Raw genomic sequence first — 21721 nt, forward strand, 5'->3', positions numbered from 1 at the left:
TTAGGCATACGTTGTAAAAAAACAGAGTTTCTGTACTATTTTGATTACTACTTTAGTTGTAAGTGACCTTTTTCAAACACAAAAAAACGCCGGACTTTTAGCCCAGCGTTTATCTGTCATTTATATTAAAAAACTCCTAAGGATTGAAGGAAAACAAGTAAGATAGATATAGGAATCACATATCTGATGAGGAAATACCATATTTGGAACAATCCTTTTTTAACGGTAGAACCTTGAAAGAATTCATCCTCCAATATATTTCTCGGAATCCGATGCCCCACAAAATAGGAGATTAACAATGCACCCAGGGGAAGGCCGATATTACTCACTAGGAAATCAGCTGCATCAAAAAATAGTAGTCCTAGAATATTTATGTCAGATAGTACTCCAAAGGATAGTGCAGAAGGAATCCCCATCACAAAAATGACTAAACCAGTAATGACTGCTATCCTTCTTCTTTTTTCTTGATTATCTTTTACGATAACTGCAACAATAATCTCTAATATAGAGAAAGCAGAAGTCAAGGTAGCAAATAATAATAATATTAGAAACATCGTCAAGAATAACCCACCAAGCGGCAGTTGATCAAACACTGCTGGTAAAACGACAAAGACAAGACCAGGACCTTCATCCGGCTGCAGTCCTAACGCAAACACAGCAGGGAAAATTACTAAACCGGAAAGAAGTGAAATGATAATGTTAAGTCCAACTACAGAACCAGCCGATCGTACTAGGTTCTCCCCTTTCTCCAAGTAAGAGCTGTACGTTACCATAATAGAAATACCAACACTAAGAGAAAACAGAGCCTGTCCGAGGGCCATTAGGAATGTATTTGGAGTAATTAAGGATGGATCAGGCTGTAAAAAATACAAGATCCCTTCCGATGCACCTTCCAAAGTGAGCGATCTTACCAATAATACGATAAAAATAATAAATAATAATGGCATTAAAATCTTGCTGGCTTTTTCAATTCCACTTTGAACCCCAGCCTGGACAACCCAAATAGTAATGGCCAAGAAAATGAATTGTGCAAGCAAAACTTGAACTGGATTGGATATCGTCTGTTCAAATAATGATCCGTATTGCTCTAATGAAAATTGAGCTAAACCGCCTGTCATGCTTTTCCACAGATAAGTTACAATCCATCCACCTACCACACTGTAAAAGGATAAGAGAATGAAGGATGCCGTTACTCCGAGCACACCGATGAAATACCATTTCTTTTTCGGAGCTAGAATCTTATACGCTGTGATGGCGTCCTTTTGGGTGGATCTTCCCACAATAAATTCCGCCAATAGCATTGGTGCACCTATAAGAATGGTGAAAAGAATAAATAAAAGAAAAAATATACCTCCCCCATTCGTACCGGCCATATATGGGAATTTCCATATGGCCCCTAAACCTATTGCTGATCCTGCTGCTGCTAAGATAAAGCCAATTTTTGATGTCCATTGCTCATGTTGTTTCATAGTTTATAACTCCTATTTAAAAGATTAGTCTATTATGATACTATCCTTTACTGAAAATGTATAGGGAATTTTCTGTAAAGTCTAGAGATGGCTTTATGACTCTATTAGAAGCTATTTATGGAAGGGACACAAGTTTATGTTGCACCGCATAGATAACCACCTGTGATCGGCTCTTCACATTTAGCTTTTTAAATATTTTACTTACATGTATCTTAACCGTTTTATCACTAATATATAGACGTTGCGCAATTTCTTTATTAGATAATCCCTCTACTAAACACACTAGCACTTCCTGTTCTCTTTCCGTAAGATTTGTGTCCTCTGTTTGTTGATTCCCTTGTTGATGATAATCAATCAACTTTTTGGTCATGGCAGGGTGAATGATGGATTCTCCTCTGTTTACCGTTCTAATGGCATCTATAACTTGATCAGAATGGGAATCTTTCAGAAGATATCCATCTGCCCCTTCCCTGATGGCAGACATAAAATACTCGTCATGTTTATACATTGTCAGGATTAACACTTTTATCTCCGGATATTCTTTTTTCACTTTCTTTGTGAGTTCAATACCATCTTTATCAGGCATATTAATATCCATAACAATTACATGAGGACGTTGTCTTTGCAGGAGCGCGTCCATTTCTTTCTCTCCTGTTGCCTCACCAATCACTTTCATGTCACTTTCCAACGAAATGATGGTTTTCAAGCCGTCCCGTAAGATAGCATGATCATCTACTAGCATGACGTTAATCATTGTGATTCTTCCCCTCTAATCCAAGTTTAGGTACTGTCAGTATTATCTCTGTCCCCTCATTCGGTTTACTCTCAATCTGAAGGGCAGCACCGATTTTTTCAGCTGCTTCATTCATTTGAAGTATTCCATAATGAGGCTGATTCATTGCTTTGATCATGGCATGGTATAGCGAAAATCCGATTCCATTATCCGTCATTTTTAATAATATATGATCCCTTTTGTAGCTTACTAAAATGTGCAATTCCGAGGCCTTCGCATGTTTGATACAATTTTGTACACTTTCTTGGAATACGTCAAACATTACCTTTTCCGTCATGGGACTTATAGGGCCTCTTTCTCCTCTAATTTCTAATTCAATTTTCAGTGTGAGTGTTTGGTCTTTCTTTAATTCTTTTATTTTTCTTTCAACAGCAGTATGAAATCCCAGCTTTTCTGTTGGGTAAGGTTTTAAAGCATAAATGGAATCTCTTACATCTTTCAAACTATCCCTTAATTGTTTATTACTTTCCGCTATTAATTGTTTTGCTTCCATGGGATCCGTATTTAATTTCCTTATGGATGTGTCAAGTTTCATGACCGCACCGGCAAGTGACTGTGCGATGCCATCATGGATATCATGAGCAATTCTGTTCCGTTCTTCGAGAATTACTCTTTGCTCCTGTTCTTTGAGAAGTTGCTTCGTTTTAAAAAAGCCAGCCAATTGATTGGCGATCGTTGCAACAGCCCTCGTGTCCTCTATCGTGAAGCTTTTTGTACGAGTTTTAGTTACGACAAAACAACCAATCACTTCGTTCTCCACTAACAAGGGTGCATATAGCACCGATCTTGATTGTGGACGAATATAGGAAGTCAATGGTCCCATATCTGAATCTTTTCTATCAAAGACCATCAGGCTCTCCAAGCTCTCCATGCGAAAGAATACTTCATTTTCTATCACTTGTGACGTCAACTTGCCATTTAACATGGTAAGTTCCCATTTTGCATCTTGGGTTCTAAGAAAAAGAACGCAGTCCTCATGTATCATTATATCACCTATCAATTTCTTGATTAGGTCCTCCCAACTTCGAGAGGTAAGTGACTTATTTAATTCAGAAGAAAAGTCAAATAACGCCTTAATACGGTTCTTTTCAACCTTTAACCTCGCAATGATGGAGCTGAGCAAGGACAATCCAACAAGAGGGGAGAAAAAGAAAAAATAAGAAAAACTGTCCACTTCCCCACGGTTTTGACTTCCAAGATAATGAATCAGACAACCGTAAATAAAGGCAATGGCATAACTGATTATCTCCCCTTGATTTTTCCCTATCCAAAAGTGAAGAGGGTATTTTTCAGGGCGTAACCATAACACGATGTCGACAATAAAATTATTGATGAGATAAAAAAAAGAAATGATGAGAAAAAAACCTACTATCTCAATTGTTAGAGGGGAGTACTGCGAAACCACAATCTTTTCTAATATAAAACTGTGTATGATATGCGCAAGATAAAAGCTAATTATTAATTGTGCAGGATTAAATAATAGGATCCGCAAAGGCCTCCGGTGAATGAAATTAATGGCAAGGACCGTCAGCCCATAAATAAGAATGACTATGTCTATACCAAAAACCACATACATCATATAAATGATGGGAAACGTTAAAGTACTTTGACCTCTTGGCATTGGCATTGGGTAATATTCACAGACAAAAAGGAATACAACCAACAATACGAATGTCAAAGAAATACTAACACTTTGGTGTACCACTAAATGATACCCAAACAATGCCAGTCCAATTAGTGAAATGAGCCCCATATATAGTTGAGAGACGTGATATCCCTTCCAGTGCATCTGCATCTTATCAACCATCCTGATCATTTAGTAGTCATGTAAAGTTTTAAAGTTTTAAAGTCTTAAAGTTTATTGAAATCAAAATAAAACTCCAGCTGGCATAATGATAAACACTTCCCAACTGAAGTTCTACTGTACTCTATCAATAAATAAAGTACTCTTTTATCATAAGCGATTTACTGCGTTGTTACTATTAGGTAAAAGAAATATACAACTAGTACAAAAGTATTACTTTTCATTATCTGTCTTTTTAAAACGTACTTCGATGGTAGTTCCTTCATTCTTTTCGCTGAAAAAATGGACTGTTCCATGGTGATTTTTAATTATATTAAACGTAATCATCAGCCCTAACCCTGTCCCAGTCGTTTTAGTAGTAAAAAACGGCTCTCCCAGTCTTGAGATTATATTTTTTGGAATACCGGTACCTTCATCGCGCAAGGTAATGACAATATCCTCTTCCTCATTCTTCGTATCAATATACATGGTACCGCCTTTTGGCATCGCTTCAATTCCATTTTTCAGTAGATTGATAAACACCTGTTTCATTTGATTTTCATCACATTTTAAGGTAGGGAACTCCGCCTTTAATTTTAAGTCAAACCACACATTATTCATAATCGCCTGCGTTTCCAATAGTGTCGTTACATCTTTAAGCAGGGAATGAACGGAAACTGGATGAACAAATACTTGATGAGGTTTGGCAAGTAAAAGTAATTCACTTAGTATAAGTTCGATCCTACTTAACTCCGAATCAATTATATCGAAATACTCCTTCTTTTCTTCCCTCTCCCTTTCTAAGAGTTTGAAAAAGCCTTTGATAGCTGTAAGGGGATTACGAATTTCGTGCGCAATGCCAGCTGCCAATTGACCTGCGACCGTAAGCTTTTCCGATTGCAGCATTAACGCTTCTGCTTGTTTACGTTCTGTGATGTCCCGGATAATGACTTGCATGGCATCTTTTCCCAGATAGCTGGTAGGTATTCCTACAAGCTCTGTATGAATGGCGTTTCCTTTCATTGTCTTCCATTCTTGTTCAAATGTCGGCAATTTCGTTCCATTATGTTGCTCAAGTACTTCTATCCATATCTTTTCAAAATCTTCTTTAGGTAGATTAGCGTAAATGCTTTTCCCAAATATTTCTCCATAGTTATCCACTTCAAGCATCTTCATTCCGGACTCATTAATAAACGTCCATTTTTCTTCACAAATCACCCCGATTGTATCAATCGAATTCTGTACGAGCTTTCGAAAGCGTTCGCGACTGTTTTGTAAAATTTTATGAAAGCTCTTCCGGTGTGAGATATCCACCAGCATAACAAAAGAAGCTGGCTTTCCCTTGAAAGTAGTATGGTTTGAAGTGATTTCCACATCGATTGCTCTTCCATCAAACCTCTTCCAGCGTTGCTCCATCTGCCCCACTCTGTACCCTTGTTGCACGGACTTAATTCTTTTTCCCACAATTTCATGGTAGTTTTCTTCTATGTATTCATATACCGAGGTTTCAAGAATCTGCTCCTTATGGCACGCCCCAAGCATGGATGTACCTGCTTCATTTACATACTTAATGATTCCATCAACAAAAATGAACACACCGTTTGGAAGATATTCAATAAGGTCATAGGCAGAATAATCCTCGTCTATTTGTGGTTCTTCACTTACACCGTTTCCGTTTATTTTCCTTTGGCTAGTAGGCATCGTGATTTTCGTTCTACTATCTGAATCCGTGGAATTCTGATAATCCGATGTACGGGAAAGCATCATAACGATTTCTTTCTCTTCCCCTAAAGATGATTTGACTTCAGAAAGTACCGCTTCCATCCAAACAAGGTCCCCATCCTTTTTTTTCATGCGAAAATAACAGTGAGTTTGATGGGAGGGCTGGTAGATTAAGCTCTCTATTAAATATAGGTCTTCTGAGTTGATCCAATTCTCTAATCTTGTATCTATCAGATCCGTCCTGGCATATCCTAATAATGCTTCACACGTGGAAGAAACATACTGAATATCTCCTACCTCTGAGATTACAATGATAAGCTGGACTTTAGTAATAGATTCAACTGCTGGTGTGTGCTCCTTCTTTAATAAAGAATCAGGGGTACTCATTACACATTCCTCCCTTCGTAATCTATCGCTAACTCTCTTGCCGCTCAAAAACGTACGTAAAACTAAATCGTCCTTAACTTCCAATATCCCCTATTATACTACAAATTTCTTTATTTTTCTAAATATTATAACTAATTATCCTAGTTCTTTCCTCCTAAAATAAAAATTCTCATCCACCTAGCAATCTACCAGAACACTTAGGAAAGCTGTATAATGAGAGAAAAAAAGAAAAAAAAGAAAAAAAGGGGTCAGACCCCAGGAGGTATTTTCACATGAACAGAGAATTACATAAGGTTGCTTTTGTTGGTACGGGTGTGATGGGTAGTAGTATGGCAGGGCATTTGTTAGATCGTGGGTTTGAGGTTAGTGTGTTTACGCGGACGAGGGAGAAGGCTGAGGGTTTGGTTTCGCGCGGCGCGGTGTGGAAGGGCAGTGCAGGGGAGGCTGCACGCGGTGCTGATGTTGTAATTACAATGGTTGGCTACCCAAAAGATGTGGAAGAAATCTATTTTGGAGATAACGGCATCTTAACTAATGCCGAAAAAGGTGCATACCTAATTGATATGACCACCTCCACTCCTACACTTGCTAAACAGATTTACGAGCAAGCGCAAGAACAAGGATTATATAGCCTTGATGCTCCTGTCTCTGGTGGTGATGTGGGGGCTAAGGAAGCTCGTTTAACAATAATGGTAGGTGGAGATAAGGCCGCTTTTGAGTCTTGCCAGCCAATTTTCCAAGCATTAGGAGCAAACATCATTCACCAAGGTGAAGCTGGAGCCGGACAGCACACTAAAATGTGCAACCAGATTGCCATTGCCACGAACATGATCGGTGTTTGCGAAGCTTTGGCTTACGCAGAGACAGCGGGACTTGATCCTGAAAATGTCCTAAAGAGTATTTCTAGCGGGGCGGCCGGAAGCTGGTCCCTGTCTAATCTTGCACCTCGTATTATCTCAGGAAACTATGAGCCTGGCTTTTTCGTCAAACACTTCATCAAAGACATGGAAATCGCCCTTGATGAAGCCGACAAAATGGGACTTGACGTTCCAGGTCTTTCCTTAGCCCGTGAAATGTATGTGAAACTTTCTGCAATGGGCGAAGAAAATAGCGGAACACAAGCACTTTATAAGCTGTTCCAAAAAAATAATTAAATGATAATGGCGACTGCACTCAACCTGCAGTCGCCATTAATTTTATCTGTGTAACAAACTTCTGCCCCTTAAAAATTCCAACAGACAGTGGACTGCTACTCTACTAGTCATATCGCGAAAATCAATCGTTGGATCTATTTCCACAATGTCCAAACCGCATACCATTTTCTCTTTTCCTAAAAGATTAATAGCTTCAAGGAGCTGCTCGCTTGTCATCCCACCTGGGCCAATTGCAGGACAGCCTGGTGCAAATGCCTGATCAAGTACGTCCATATCGATGGAAAGGTAAATGTGCTCAACCTTATCTTTTAGGTATTGAACAGTTTCACTGATAACCTTCACAATTCCGTTCTTCTTTACATCTGCCATGGTATAAACTTTTATCCCGTTTTCTCTTGCATACTGATGATAATAGGAACTGTTAGAGTAGTTTCTAATACCAACTTGAACAAGTTGATTACCTTCTAACACGCCTGCCTCCAGAAGTCTCCTGAATGGTGTCCCATTCGTTGGACCACCATCCTCTGTGTTCCTTAAGTCATGATGTGCATCAAATTGAATGACTCCGATAGTACCCGTTTTGACCGCAGACAATCCTTTAAGTGTAGAAAAAGAGATAGAATGATCGCCACCGATAAAAAGCGGAATGCAATCTTTATTTTCCCCTAAGATAGATGTTACCGTCTCTTCAATTCTGCGATACGACTCCTTAATATCCGTTGCGTGCATATGAATATCCCCAGCGTCCATTAGCATCGACGAATCCCTAAGGTCAACTTCCCCTTCCAAAGCATAAGTGGAGTAGGATTGCATCAATTTCCTGACAACACCAGGAGTAAAACTCGCTCCTGAATGACTAATTGAAGGTTTGGACAGAGGGACTCCGATAATGGTCGTCCCATGGAGCATACTCTCTCCGTCCCATGGTTGCATCAGCTCGGTTGCCTTAGGAAAATGTCTATCCACAAATGGAGGAGCACCTGTGGTTTGCAAATAGGATGGCCTACTCAAGAAAAGCTCCTCCTTTCGCTACTTTCTCCCCTTTTATAAATACGCTGTGTACGTGGTTAACACCATAATGATACGGGACGTACTGATAATTCGGAGCATTCCAGATGACCACATCTGCTTGACGACCCTTTCGAAGTCTTCCTGCAACATCATCCTTATGGATAGCTTTTGCAGAGTTGACCGTGACCGCGTTCCATATCTCTTCACAAGTCATTTTCAGCTTCAACATCGCGAGATTCATAATAAACTGGATGTTTTCAGTCGGCGAACTTCCTGGATTAAAGTCGGTAGCCAATGCAACCGCTCCACCACTATCTATCATTCCACGGGCATTTGCATAGGTATCTTTATTTAAATAAAAGGTCGTACCTGGCAAAAGTACCGCGATGGTGTCGGAAGAACCAAACATGCTGACTGCTTCATCTGACGCTGCAATCAAATGATCAGCAGAGGCTGCTCCGAGCGTAATGGCAAGCTCCGTTCCGCCTAGAGATACAATTTCATCTGCATGGATTTTCACAGCAAATCCTGCTTCTTTTGCTTTAGTTAAATATTCCTTTGATTGTTCAATGGTAAAGACACCTTCTTCACAGAAAATGTCCACAAACTCAGCAAGATCTTCTTCTTTTAGTGTGGAAAATAATTGTACCATTTCTTCTAAGAAACGTTCTGGATTCTCTTTACGTTCCTTTGGGATGGCATGGGCCCCCAAGAAAGTCGATGCCATGGTCATGGAATACTTTTTTTGAAGTTCCTTTGCCACCTTTAATTGTTTAAGCTCTGTTTCCGCGTTTAGTCCATAGCCGCTTTTTGCTTCGACTGCAGTGACACCATAACTAAGAATTCGTTTCAGATGAAATTCCGCTTTCTCCAACAACTCTTCAAAACTTGCCTCTTGTGTTGCCTTAACAGTAGAATGAATGCCTCCACCTTGCTTTAAAATTTCTAGGTATGGAACACCTTGTTGCTTTAATGCAATTTCGTGCTCCCTGGACCCACCGAATACAAGGTGGGTATGAGGGTCTACGAGTCCAGGTGTCACAAGCTTTCCTTTGCAATCTATCACGTTTTCACATTGCATATCTTTCGCCTCATCAGTGGTTCCAATAAAAGATATTATTCCGTCCTTCCAGCCGATCGCTCCATCTTTAATGTGCGGGAGAACTTTCATCTGTTCTCCTTTCACCATATCCGATTTATGATCCATTGTTAGCAGTTGTCCGCAGTTGATCAGAAGTGTATCCAATATCATGTATTACTCACCCTCCTTTAGCAAAGGAATGTGCACGCCTTTTTCTTTGGCAACTTTTTTCGCAAGATCATACCCTGCATCTGCATGTCGCACAACACCCATTCCAGGGTCTGAAGTCAACACTCGCTCCAAACGCTTTCCTGCCTCTTCCGTTCCATCGGCTACAATGACCATTCCTGCGTGAAGAGAATACCCCATTCCTACTCCACCACCGTGATGAACGGAAACCCAACTCGCACCATTTACGCCATTGATGAGCGCATTCAATATCGGCCAATCCGCTACTGCGTCACTTCCATCAAGCATTGCTTCTGTTTCACGATTAGGCGATGCCACAGAGCCACAGTCCAAATGATCGCGACCGATTACAATAGGTGCAGAAAGCTCGCCGCTTGCTACCATTTCGTTAATGATTTTTCCAAAACGGGCACGCTCACCATAACCAAGCCAACAGATTCTTGAAGGTAGCCCTTGGAATGCCACTTTTTCCCTTGCCATCTTAATCCAATTGCAAAGATGCTTGTTGTCGGAAAATTCTCTTAAAATAACTTCGTCTGTTTTATAAATATCTTCCGGATCACCAGAAAGTGCCACCCAGCGGAAAGGACCTTTTCCTTCGCAAAACTGTGGACGGATGAATGCCGGAACAAAGCCAGGAAAATCAAAGGCATTTTTCACACCCTCGTCCATAGCGACCTGGCGGATATTGTTGCCATAATCAAATGTAATGGCGCCTTTTTGTTGTAGGTCAAGCATTGCTTTCACATGCACTGCCATGCTCTCTTTTGCCAGTTTCACATATTGTGGTGGTTCTTCTTTTCTTAGTTTTGCTGCTTCTTCTAAAGTCGTTCCAATTGGAATATAACCATTCAATGGATCATGGGCAGAAGTTTGATCCGTCAACAGTTCTGGTGTAAATCCTCTTTCGACTAATTGTGGAAGGATCTCAGCTGCATTTCCTAAAAGTCCAATAGATAAAGGTTTTCCTAGTTTCTTATATTCCTCCGCTTTTTGAATGGCTTCATCCACTGTTTTCACCTTTACATCGCAATATCTCGTTTCAATGCGGCGATCAATACGTTGTTCATCCACCTCAATGGCAATACACACTCCACCATTCATCGTGACGGCAAGCGGCTGTGCACCGCCCATCCCTCCAAGGCCAGCCGTTACAGTAATCGTGCCCTTCAGTGTATTGTTAAAGGATTGTTTAGCTGCTTCTGCAAATGTTTCATAAGTGCCCTGTAGGATTCCTTGAGTACCGATATATATCCAAGAGCCTGCTGTCATTTGGCCGTACATCATCAGCCCTTTTTGATCTAGCTCATGGAAGTGCTCCCAATTTGCCCACTTTGGCACAAGGTTGGAGTTTGCCAATAAAACACGAGGCGCATCTGCATGACTGCGGAACACAGCAACCGGCTTGCCTGATTGTACTAATAAGGTTTCGTCTTCTTCCAAGTTTTTAAGCGATTCCACAATGGCGTCAAAACTTTCCCAGTTTCTTGCCGCTTTCCCAATTCCACCGTACACCACTAACTCCTCCGGGATTTCTGCCACTTCCGGGTCTAAGTTGTTCATCAACATACGTAATGCAGCCTCCTGCACCCACCCCTTCGTATTTAACTCACTGCCCCTAGGAGCACGAATAACCTTCACCATTTCCTTTTCCATTTCAGTTCATCCCCTTTGATAGAAATATTTATTTTGGTTTTTTGGTAATGTTACAGAATTGTTGCGGGAGTATTAAATTTCTGAGGGGGGTCAGACCCCCCTAGGAATTTCACGCTCTACATAGAACGCTGCCCTCATCCTTCATCCACGCAGCCAAAGCTTCGATGTCTTTGGAGAAAATGCGGTCTTCGGTGATGCTTGGGACGATGGTGCGCCCTTCTTGGTACCATTTTTGCATGAGTGGTGCAGAAAGGAAGACTCCTCGGAATTCAAGGGCTTGCATGGCACACATCCATTCGATGGCAAGTACCCTCCGCACATTGGCGACTATTTGATAGGCATGCCTTGCTCCAATTGTCCCCATGCTGACATGATCTTCTTGATTGGCAGAGGACGGAATGGAGTCCACGCTTGCCGGGTGAGCTAACGTCTTATTCTCTGAAACTAGCGATGCAGCACAATACTGCATGATCATTGCTCCTGATTGAAGACCTGGCTTCGGACTTAAGAATGGTGGCAAGTCATTTAATTGCGGATTAACCAACCGTTCAATTCTGCGTTCAGAAATATTAGCAAGCTCCGCCATCCCAAGCTTCAGAAAGTCCATCGCAAAGGCAATAGGTTGCCCGTGAAAGTTTCCACCTGAAATCACCTTGCCTCCATCATCGAAGATCAAAGGATTATCCGTTGCTGCATTGATTTCTATCTCCAGCTTCTCCTTCACATAACCCAGAACCTGCCATGATGCTCCATGCACTTGTGGAATACACCTCAATGAATAGGCATCCTGCACACGCTTCTCTCCCTGCCTTGTCACAAGTTTGCTTCCATCCAACAACTTCCGAAACCTCTCCGCTACATCCACTTGTTCCTGATAACCGCGAACCCTATGAACATCATGATCCAAGGCATCCACAATTCCCTCAAGCCCCTCAAAAGTCATTGCTGCAATCGACTCCGCTTGGAACGCTAACTTCTCTGCTTCTAAGTATGCGACAACCCCTACAGCAGTCATCGCCTGAGTCCCGTTAATTAAAGCAAGGCCTTCCTTTGCCTTCAGTTCGATTGGGGTAATCCCTTTTTCAGCCAAAACACTTGCAGTTTCTCTTCTTTTGCCTTCATAAAATACTTCCCCCTCACCAAGCAAGGTCAATACCAAATGGGACAATGGCGCAAGATCTCCGCTTGCCCCAAGCGACCCTTGCTGGGGAACCACAGGATGTATTCCTTCATTCACATATTGTAAAAGACGTTCAATGACAATCGGACGGACACCGGAATACCCTTTTAAAAGGGCATTTGCGCGTAATACCAACATCGCACGCCCTATCACCTCATCAAATGCTTCACCTACTCCGCAAGCGTGAGAGTGAATGAGATTCCGTTGCAAGTCTGCCGTTTCTTCAAATGGAATCAAAACATCGCTGAATTTACCAAAGCCAGTTGTGATTCCGTAAACCACTTCCCCTTTATGCACAATGTTTTCCACCGCTGCCCTACTAGCGACAACCTTTACCATTGCGTCCTGGCATGGTTCCACCTGATCGTTTTCAAATAAAATTCTATTCAACTTTTCAAGCGTCAACGATTCGCCATTTAATGTAATCATTGCGACTCTCCCCTTTTCCCGCTGTTTCTCCATAGACAACTTCCCCCTTTTCCCACACAAAAAGAGGCCATACTTCGACCATATAATATGTTCAAAGTACAGCCCCCTATTTATCAGCAACTATGGGCAAAATATTTAAATGTGATTTATTCCAAGACCAATGGTTTCATGCTCCGATCCCCTCACAGGAGCGCCAATCGTCCCATAAAGCGCAACTGCAATCCAGTCGCCTTCCTCTAGATCCTCATAAGGATTTCCCCTTACGACAGCAAAACGCAATCCTACAGTCCGCATGACAGAGCCTAGCTGCACTTGACCGCGTGTCACTCCACTAAGAGCATCCATGATGGCATGATAAAGTGCATGTGTTTCCCGGTATCCATCGGATTTGATGATACCTTCCCGCTTAGCAGCAGTTTCAATGGCTGCTACCACTTTTTGCGAATCCATGGAACCGACTTTGCCCATACAGCTTTTCCATTGTGGCGGAGTTGCTACCGGCAATTCCTCCTGGTCACCGTTCATTGCAAGAAGTATTGCATACTTGCCAATTCGTCGATCTATCGCTAGTACCATATGCATTACCTCAATACTGAAAATTTTCTAATAACTAATGTCTACATCAAGTGTAAATTTGTCCGTGCCTTCCTGTCAAGGAGTTTCTCTGTTTATATTTCTTGAAACTCCTTGAACATCATATAATATTGCAAGCCTTTTGTGGACGCTAATGCCTGTTCCTTCTTTTCATTAGCAAGTGTATAATTTTTACGGCTTAGAGCAAGTTCCGTGTCGATGGCAAATTTCATCCAATCTTTTCTTAATTCCCCTTTTAGCTCTTCTGCCTTCTTATAATCTTTCTCTGCCACTGCAATTCCTGCGGTTATATACGTCCTTATCTCAGCCTGATCGACTTTTGCAACTTGTTCTTTCGCCTTTGAATAGTTGCCAACCCTTAAGTAATATTGAGCCCAAAAGACTGCGGTCTTTTTCCCTTTCCACTTCCGTTCAAGCTCCTCCAACTCTTTCTTGGCACCAGTCAAATTACCGTTTGCCAACTCTAAAACAAACCCATAATAGGGCTCATGACGCTTTTTATCTAAATATTTCTCTATTTTCTCCACATCCCGGGACAAAAACATATATTTAACATCCTTGTAGGATAAGGCGATAAATGCTAAAACAAGAAGGACAACAAATATCCAGAAGTTGAATTTGACATTCAAAACTCCTAAAATTATTCCTATTGCAAACCCTCCAAGTATCAACAGTAATAAATTCTTCATAACACCCTAGCTTCCCTTCTCTCTATCAATAATCATTATTTAAATAGATTTGACCATCCCGCCATCTACCAAGAAGGAGCTGCCAGTCATATAGCTGTTTGCATCAGATACTAAAAATGTTACCACTTTTGCAAATTCTTCCGGTTCACCGTAACGACCAAGCGGAATACCCGCTTTGACTTTCTCTTCCATCTCCGCTTTCGTAATACCCTGTTTCTCCGCATTCACTTCATCTAAAAATGCCACTCTGTCTGTAGCAATTCTTCCTGGTGCAACAGTATTAATCAAAATATTATCTACCGCTAACTCACTTGCAAGCGTCTTTGTCAATCCAACGATACCTGTGCGAAACGTATTGGATAGCAGTAGACCTGGAATTGGTTCCTTGATGGAGGAAGAAGCGATGTTGATGATTTTCCCTCCGTTTTTCTTGAGGTGGGGAAGTGCTTCCCGAATGGTTCTTATATAGCTTAATAGATTTAATTCAAAAGCTTGCTGCCACTGTTCATCAGTGATTTGTTCAAATGAACCGGCAGGGGGCCCCCCAGCGTTATTCACCAAAATATCAAGTCGACCATATGTATCTACCGTATGTTGAACGGCAAGTTGAATTTGAGAAGAATCTGTAATATCTGTTTGAATATAGGAAGCTCGACCACCATTGTTTTTCAATAGTTCACTTTGCACATCAGCTAATTTTTCTTCATTTCTGCTCGCAAGGACCACATTGACTCCTTCTTCAATGAAAGATGCGGCAATTGCCTTTCCAAGCCCTTGGCTAGAAGCCATAACAAGAGCTGTTTTTCCTTTAAGATTCATTTCCATCAAACAACACGCCCTTCCTTATAATACTACTATTATAACGTTTTCAAATTGCGTTGTAACGAATTATAACCTAAAGAAAAACAGCCACATCTAATGGCTGTTGTTTTTACTTACTATAGACATTCACTCTCAACAATTTCAATCAAATCCTTAAGCATTGCAACAGATGTTTCCAAACTCAAAGAGTAAATCCGTTGCGTTCCTTTTTGCTCAATTTCGACAAGCTTATTATCACGTAATATTTTCAAATGATGAGAGATTGCAGGCCTGGAAAGTCTGGATGCTTCTGCAATTTCTGTAACAGTCAATGCTTCTTTTTCTGCCAACAGTAAAATAATGTCCTGTCTTGCTTCGTCCGCAAGTACTTGGAATAGCGGGATACAATCTCGAAATGTTTGAATTGCTTTTTTATTCATATAGAATACTCCTTCATCGTCCACTTCATCTTTATCCCATTATACCAAGAAAACTGAACAATTGGGACAACCAACACCAACTTAATCTAGCGGGATTCTATGTTCCTTTTCTGTAAAAAGATAATCGTTTGAGATTTGAGTGGCTTGTATCATTAATTGCGAATCTTCAGCATCAACATCCACGTTTATCAATTCTAATTTGCTTATCCTGTTTTCACGATCCTGCCAGCCGTAGTCAGCCGTATTGTATACACTCAAACTTTGCCCATTCTCATCAAAGAATTCCCAATGGAAAGAACGAATTTTATCATTTTGTGTTCGTTCACCTGAAATAAGTACATTGGTTGGTTCCCCTTCCTGCCTTTTCACAGAAAGCTCGTTCATTGTGTATCCATCTAAATCTATATTCAATGGTTGCTTTGTTGTTTCTTCTAAAGGGACGGTAAGAGAGTAAAAACCTGGTTCATGATAGTAAATGGCTCTAATCTCTGCAAACAGCTTCTCCCCTTCATCTGCTTCCCCTTTAAGTTTCATAAAGTTCCGATCGGCGTATAGATTTGAAAATTCAAGCTGGAAAGGAGCGCTCTCATTGTTAAATGAAGGATAGCCGATTGGAACAAGATACTCATCTTCATTATTGACAAGGAGTACTGAGGCAAACACGTCGTGGTAACTCATGAAATAGTGCTGATCATATTTCTGGTTCGTCCTTTTAAGGTTGGTTTCAATCCGCTTTATTTCTTCTTCTTTTAGCCTTACATCATATTTCAACCTGCTACCATGCTTCCCTTTTTCTAAAGTAAGCACCTCTACCTCTATTTTCTCGTCAATAATTAGTATTTCATTCAATTCCATCACTTCTACTTCTCCCATGGCCTTATCATATTCTATTGGAACCTCAATCTGCCAATATCCACCCCATCCGTTCAACATGTGATATTCAATACTAAGTGTGAACTTATCCGGCAATGCTTTTTCATTTAGTGCTCTCACATAAAACTTAGAGTCAGCTAAACGTTCCTGGAATGGTCCACTCATTTCCATAAGACTATCATTGGCTGAGGCCGCCTCCATGGGGTAGGTGTTACCCTCTTCATCTACTGCATGAACGGAAAACCTGTCAACTCCACCAGCACCTCCTGCCTTGTCTGCACTTAATACCTCATAGTTAACCACCATATGTAAAGGGTCTACTTCTATGCCGGTAATTTCAACTGTAATATCATTGTCTGTGGCCGTGTAAGTTCCATCTGCCCACACATTATAAAAACTGCCATAGTTTAAATAATTGCTTACCATCGTTGTCCAGGGGATAATAGTCGGCAGAACAACAAACCCACCTACAAATACAGCAATCATTACACCAATAACACCGAACTGATACGCCCATGTCCTTTGTTTAGGTGTCTTGACTGTGTATGGTGTCAACTGTTCTAAGATACTTACATTAAACTCCCCATCCAGGGACGGCGTGTGTATGACATGCTGCAACGTACTCTCTTCTCGCTTTAGAAACTGAAGCAGTTCCCTGCATTCCGGGCAGAATTCCAGATGGTCGTCCATTTGGTTCTTTTCCGAACTTCCTAGAATTTCAACCTGATAATGTATAAGTTCTTCCATCTCCAAGCATGCTTCTGTAGACTTCTTACTTAGAGTAACAGAGTTGTGACGAATTACTTTTTTCGCTTCAAATAAAAACTGATTGTAATCTATAAGACTATTTTCAGAAAGACACGCTTTCTGTTCATCATTTAATTCTATAAGTAAATAAGATAATAGTAAGGGAACTCTACACTCCTTACGTAGAGATAAAACCTCTTCTTGCAATTGTATATAATGCGGGTTATGAGATAGCCAATTGCCAAAGCCCCCTCTATTCTCTGATACAGGAAATTCTTTCAGGAGTAGTAACACCTCCTTATACAGCCAAAACGAGAACAATTCCTTTTCCTGAAAGGTTGATAGTTGATTATATACTTTTACAAAGCAGTCGTTTGTTACTCTTTCTGCAAGTTCTGGACTACCTGTCCACCAGCATGCCAGCCTATAAACGCTGTTTTTATATTTCTCAATGATTGGTTCAAAAGCTTGCATTTCACCTGCTAGTACTTTCTTAACATTGGCTAATTCATCCATCAGTCTGTCTCACTATCGTTTATTACCCCTTCGTTAAACAAAGGGAACTTTTGATCTTCTATGTCATTGTAATAAGTGTAAATGTAGTCCGCATTTATCACAATATTTTCAGGGAACTCACCTTGTTCGTAATTTGGAACAATTTCAACATGAAGTAATCTTTTGGGACCTTCATTGTGCATGTCTTCATGATGATACCAGCCTTCTGTGGGGATGTAATTGCCAGATTTATCGGTTATATTCCAACCAATATCTCCGTTCCCTCCGCTTTGTTGACTTTCTCCATTAATTATTAAGGTGTATTTGCTGACATTCCCTGAATAGTCCTTAACAGGTGTAAGACTGTAATCCAACAATTGATAACTATTAATTTTACCATTTAAAGGTGTAGCTTCTGTTTCTTTAAGAGGGATTTCCATGGAGAAGAATGCTGGCTCCTGGACGGAAGCCCCCATCATCTGTATATAAAGTTCTTCCATTGGATTTTCTAGTTTTCCCTGTAGATGGTGTTCCCCCATACGTTGCTGTTCTTCATTCCCCATATAATAATGCGAGTAATGTACTTCAATCGTTTCATTAGGTTTAGGAGGTTCCATAAAATGATAGTAGTTAGGCAATACAAAGTGTTCATCTTCCGTTGTTACATATAGACCGACATGACGTCCCTGAATTATTTCTTGCATTCTATATTCCTGATCATGTTCTTTCAGAAGCTCCATTAATCTGGCTTCCTCTTCTTCTGTATGGTTGACGGAATACCTTATTCTAGTTCCGTTTTTACTATAGGTAGCATCCATTAGTTCGACCACTATTATATCTGCAATGGTCTTTTTCTTGTCCAGTTTGACAGTTACAGCAGTATCTTCTACCTTGTCATACCTTATTGGAATTTCCAGATCCCACTTTCCATACTGTCCCTGCAGTCGAGCAAAGTTTATTTCCAAATTAAACTCATCAGGAAGATTTTCCGGCATTTTCACAAGATAGTATGGTCTTTCTTTTTCGATCCCTTCCTCTTCATCCGAACTCCTAGCATACCGAAGATGATCAGGGATGGTTGCTTCAAAGGGATATTGCTTACCAAATTCATCAACAATCTTCAAGGGATTGTAACTATAGAAATCCACATCTTCAAAAGGATAAGTTTTAGGTGGTTCTTCTCCTTCTCTACTGATTTCATAATAAATCGCCATGTAAAGAGAGTCGATTTCCACTTTTGTAATCTCAAGAGTAATTTCTTTGTCGGTTACTGCATATGTACCTTCCGTCCAGACATTGTAGATGGTTCCGTGCTCCATATACGTGGATACCATTGATGCAAGCGGCTTCAAGGTTGGTAATATTATTGCACTGAATAGGAAGACTGCACCTAATATTCCTACTACACTAAGTTGATATTTCCATGTGCGGTGCTTTGGTTTTGGAGGAACGTAGGGGGTAAGCCTACTCAACACTTTATCGTTAAATGATTCATTAAGTTTTGGGTATTCCAAAACTTTCTCTAAAGTAGATTCTTCTTGTTTAAGCAAAAGTAATACTTCTCTACAATCAGGGCAGAACTCTAAATGATCCATCATCTTCTGTTCCCTATCCTGGTTTAACTTTCCATCAAAATGATGAGAAAGCTCATCCACCCTATAGCAATCTCCACCTGCATGTTGGATATCATTTAATAAAGTTGAATGTCGAATCTGATTTAAGGAGTTTGAATAATTCTTTTCGACTTCCTCTTTGTTTGTGCCAATTAACCCGGTGAGTTGATCTGGTGTTAAACCCAACAGTTTAACTAGAAGAAATTGAAACTTTGCTTCTGGAGCCAAGGAATGGAGCGCTTCTTCCATCTCAATATAATGAGGATTATGAAAAGGGAGTTTAGCCTGTTGCGTAGTGTCATTCTTCATACCTATTATTGGAATAAACCGTTCGTAAAGCCAATCAGAAAAAAATACGGAATCATCGTATATTTCCAGGTCTTGATAAACTTCAATAAAGCCTTGTTTTACCAGTTTTTCTGCTTCTGCTTCAGTTGCGGACATATGATAGGCAATTGCAAACAGTTTATCCTTATAGCGATCTATTATCTGATGGTATGTATCTTTGTTACCTGCTATTATCTCTTTGATTTCAAGACTCTCATCCAAATCCTATTTCACCCTTTTTATGAATCTTTTGTTCTTATTCCCACTATTATACCATTTATAAGGGTTGTTTTCAGAAAAATGAATGTATTCTCAAAGTAAATCTTCCATAAAAAAAGAAGCCACCAATTTTCAGCAGCTCCCATTAAAATCTTCGCACAATATCACTTTTCAGGTATATTTCCATTCTTTTTTCATCCATCGACGCTTCGTGTTTTTTTGCCAAATCCTCATTTTTTCTTCCAAATAATAATGTTAACATTGTTTTCATCCTCCATCATTCCTTTGTTTTCTTCTCACTCTTAGTATAGATTTTTGCGCTGTTTTCGATAACATACTGTAGAATGGTTTTCTTTCATTCTTTTACCTACAGTCATTTCCAGCTTTATACTGAAAGATACTAAGTCTTGAGGAGGAGACGAAAAAATGCCCATGAAAAAAAGAGATGCATCCGATTCATCTCTTTTTTTTGCCAGGCATCAAGTTTGGGAAAGTAGCCTAATTTAAATAATAAAGGGTAAAGGTTGTTCCGTTGCATCTATTCATTATGAAAAAGGGGAGTAATTCATGACATATTAGACAAGACAACAGCTTTGTTACGGCTAAAAGTGTGAAACAACCTTACAACAACTATTATATTTCCCAATTGTTAAATTGGTTTGATGGTAATATTAACATTTTGTAAAACATCAACACTTTATAAAACACGAACCGCTTTTACCGCTCTTGGTTTCCAGTACGTATTATACGAAGAGAAAGCAACACCTGTACTTGTAGCTGCATGAAGAAGCGTGTTTGGATCGGTTACGATAGAAACATGATTGATCACACCATCACCTTCTGTATCAAAAAATACCAAATCTCCTTTGCGGATCTCACTTAATGGTATTTCTTTTCCTACATTCCCTTGTTGCGCTGATGTTCTTGGAAGATTGATTCCGTTTTCAGCAAAGACTCTAACTGTAAAGGAGGAACAGTCAAATGCATCGGTTCTGTTGGTTGATGCACCATACAAGTATTTAGCACCAAGATATTTTTTGCCTGTTTCAATAATTGCATCCGCTTTCGCTTCCCAAGAGGAGTCATTACCAGGATTGCTAATAGCATTGCCTGGGATATTGATTACTTGGCCAATAGAAATACGGTTTGCATCTTTAATCGAAGGGTTGGCAGACAACAAGGCATTTAGGGATACACCATGTCTACTGGCAACAGAGGAAAGGTTATCCCCGCTTTTTATGATATATGTATTCGTTTTAGGCTGCTCTGGTTGGCTTGGACTGGGAGTAGGCGTGACAGGCTGGCCCGGTGTTTGGTTGCTTGGTGCAGCTACATTTATTTTTTGCCCTACATAAATTCTATTAACGTCTGTAATCGATGGATTTAGCTTTAAAAGGTTCGCTAAGGTTGTTTGGTGGTCCTTAGCTATCTTGGATAAAGAATCTCCTGCTTTAATTGTGTACGTCCTAGAAGTAGGTTCGCTTGGAGTAGGGGCTGGTTGTGAAGCGGACCCACCTGCTTTTAAGACCAGTTTTTGCCCTGGAAAAATAAGATCATTAGTTAGGTTATTCCATGACTTAATATTACTTACGGAAACCTGATTATTATTAGCTATTTTCCATAAGGAATCACCAGATTTTACAACGTAGTCGGAAGCATAAGCTTGTCCAGAAAACATGATGGAAGTTACGAGAGCACCTGCCATTACTTTCTTTTTCATGATTGTTCCATTCTCCTCTTTGGTCACTTTTTTCTATGTATAGTTGTATAGTAGCATGAATTTTTCTACAAGAATATAGAATTTTCTTCAAATTTATGTTACAAACGACAAAAAGCTTGTAGAACTATTTCTCTACAAGCGCTTAATGGGATACAACTAGATTTTTTATTCTTCATTTACTTGTTGATTTCCGGTCCGGAAGCCTCCTCAGCAAGCCTGAGTCCACTGAAAAAGTCTTGGATTTTAGATGTTGTTTAGACACCGCTGTTGATTTCCGCAAACGGCTTCGCTTTCCTAGGGGCGCTGCTGGAGCCTCCTCGGCAAGCCTGCGGGGTCTCCACCTAGCGCT

16 protein-coding genes are annotated in these 21721 nt (G+C 40.3%); 1 reads left to right on the forward strand and 15 read right to left on the reverse strand.

The genetic code is table 11. From position 1 onward, the window contains the following. Positions 1-125 precede the first annotated feature (125 nt). The 4 genes from HF078_RS09100 to HF078_RS09115 form a co-directional block, all read right to left on the reverse strand. The gene (locus HF078_RS09100) at positions 126-1469 is read right to left on the reverse strand and encodes a sodium-dependent transporter (RefSeq protein ID WP_169290852.1); all 1344 of its coding nucleotides are present in this window, start codon (positions 1467-1469) and stop codon (positions 126-128) included. 115 nt (positions 1470-1584) lie between these two features. After that, positions 1585-2223, reverse strand: coding sequence for a response regulator (locus HF078_RS09105; protein WP_169290853.1), 639 nt, complete (start codon positions 2221-2223; stop codon positions 1585-1587). After that, positions 2216-4057 (reverse strand): GAF domain-containing sensor histidine kinase, encoded by a 1842-nt coding sequence (locus tag HF078_RS09110; RefSeq protein WP_240951710.1) that lies wholly within the window; start codon positions 4055-4057, stop codon positions 2216-2218. Before HF078_RS09110 ends, HF078_RS09105 begins: the two co-directional genes overlap by 8 nt. A gap of 222 nt (positions 4058-4279) precedes the next feature. Further along, positions 4280-6154, reverse strand: coding sequence for a PAS domain S-box protein (locus tag HF078_RS09115; protein WP_169290854.1), 1875 nt, complete (start codon positions 6152-6154; stop codon positions 4280-4282). Between the two features lie 272 nt (positions 6155-6426). On the opposite strand from HF078_RS09115, the gene HF078_RS09120 reads away from it, so the two are divergent. Continuing rightward, complete coding sequence (locus tag HF078_RS09120; protein WP_169290855.1) at positions 6427-7308, forward strand: NAD(P)-dependent oxidoreductase; 882 nt, start codon at positions 6427-6429, stop codon at positions 7306-7308. A 42-nt stretch (positions 7309-7350) separates the two neighbouring features. Here the strand turns inward: HF078_RS09120 and hutG are convergent, their stop codons facing one another. From hutG to HF078_RS09175, 11 genes are all read right to left on the reverse strand, one after another. Beyond that, a complete protein-coding gene (gene hutG / locus HF078_RS09125; protein WP_169290856.1) occupies positions 7351-8319 on the reverse strand; it encodes a formimidoylglutamase in 969 nt (322 codons plus the stop codon). Beyond that, the gene (gene hutI, locus HF078_RS09130) at positions 8312-9568 is read right to left on the reverse strand and encodes an imidazolonepropionase (protein WP_169290873.1); all 1257 of its coding nucleotides are present in this window, start codon (positions 9566-9568) and stop codon (positions 8312-8314) included. Before hutI ends, hutG begins: the two co-directional genes overlap by 8 nt. A 6-nt stretch (positions 9569-9574) precedes the next feature. Then, entirely contained in the window at positions 9575-11233 is a 1659-nt protein-coding gene (gene hutU, locus HF078_RS09135) for a urocanate hydratase (RefSeq protein WP_481748008.1), read from the reverse strand. Between the two features lie 121 nt (positions 11234-11354). Beyond that, positions 11355-12854, reverse strand: a complete 1500-nt coding sequence (gene hutH / locus HF078_RS09140; RefSeq protein ID WP_169290874.1) for a histidine ammonia-lyase — start codon at positions 12852-12854, stop codon at positions 11355-11357. Positions 12855-12989: 135 nt separating this feature from the next. Beyond that, positions 12990-13430, reverse strand: coding sequence for a hut operon transcriptional regulator HutP (gene hutP, locus HF078_RS09145; protein ID WP_169290858.1), 441 nt, complete (start codon positions 13428-13430; stop codon positions 12990-12992). A gap of 92 nt (positions 13431-13522) precedes the next feature. Further along, complete coding sequence (locus HF078_RS09150) at positions 13523-14137, reverse strand: hypothetical protein (protein ID WP_169290859.1); 615 nt, start codon at positions 14135-14137, stop codon at positions 13523-13525. Positions 14138-14176: 39 nt separating this feature from the next. Next, the gene (locus HF078_RS09155) at positions 14177-14962 is read right to left on the reverse strand and encodes an SDR family oxidoreductase (RefSeq protein WP_169290860.1); all 786 of its coding nucleotides are present in this window, start codon (positions 14960-14962) and stop codon (positions 14177-14179) included. A 113-nt stretch (positions 14963-15075) separates the two neighbouring features. Next, positions 15076-15378: an ArsR/SmtB family transcription factor gene (locus HF078_RS09160; protein ID WP_169290861.1), complete on the reverse strand. Its 303-nt coding sequence runs from the start codon at positions 15376-15378 to the stop codon at positions 15076-15078. Positions 15379-15459: 81 nt separating this feature from the next. Continuing rightward, positions 15460-17514, reverse strand: a complete 2055-nt coding sequence (locus HF078_RS09165) for a sigma factor (RefSeq protein ID WP_169290862.1) — start codon at positions 17512-17514, stop codon at positions 15460-15462. Continuing rightward, positions 17514-19655 carry a sigma factor gene (locus HF078_RS09170; RefSeq protein ID WP_169290863.1) on the reverse strand — a complete coding sequence of 714 codons (2142 nt, stop codon included), beginning with the start codon at positions 19653-19655 and terminating at the stop codon, positions 17514-17516. The genes HF078_RS09165 and HF078_RS09170 overlap by 1 nt, the downstream gene beginning before the upstream one ends. Positions 19656-20349: 694 nt before the next feature. Continuing rightward, on the reverse strand, positions 20350-21372 hold the full coding sequence (locus HF078_RS09175; RefSeq protein ID WP_169290864.1) for a C40 family peptidase: 1023 nt from the start codon (positions 21370-21372) through the stop codon (positions 20350-20352). Positions 21373-21721 lie beyond the last annotated feature (349 nt).

Origin of the sequence: Bacillus sp. RO2, assembly GCF_012911845.1 — a bacterium.
Classification (GTDB): domain Bacteria; phylum Bacillota; class Bacilli; order Bacillales; family Bacillaceae_I; genus Sutcliffiella_A.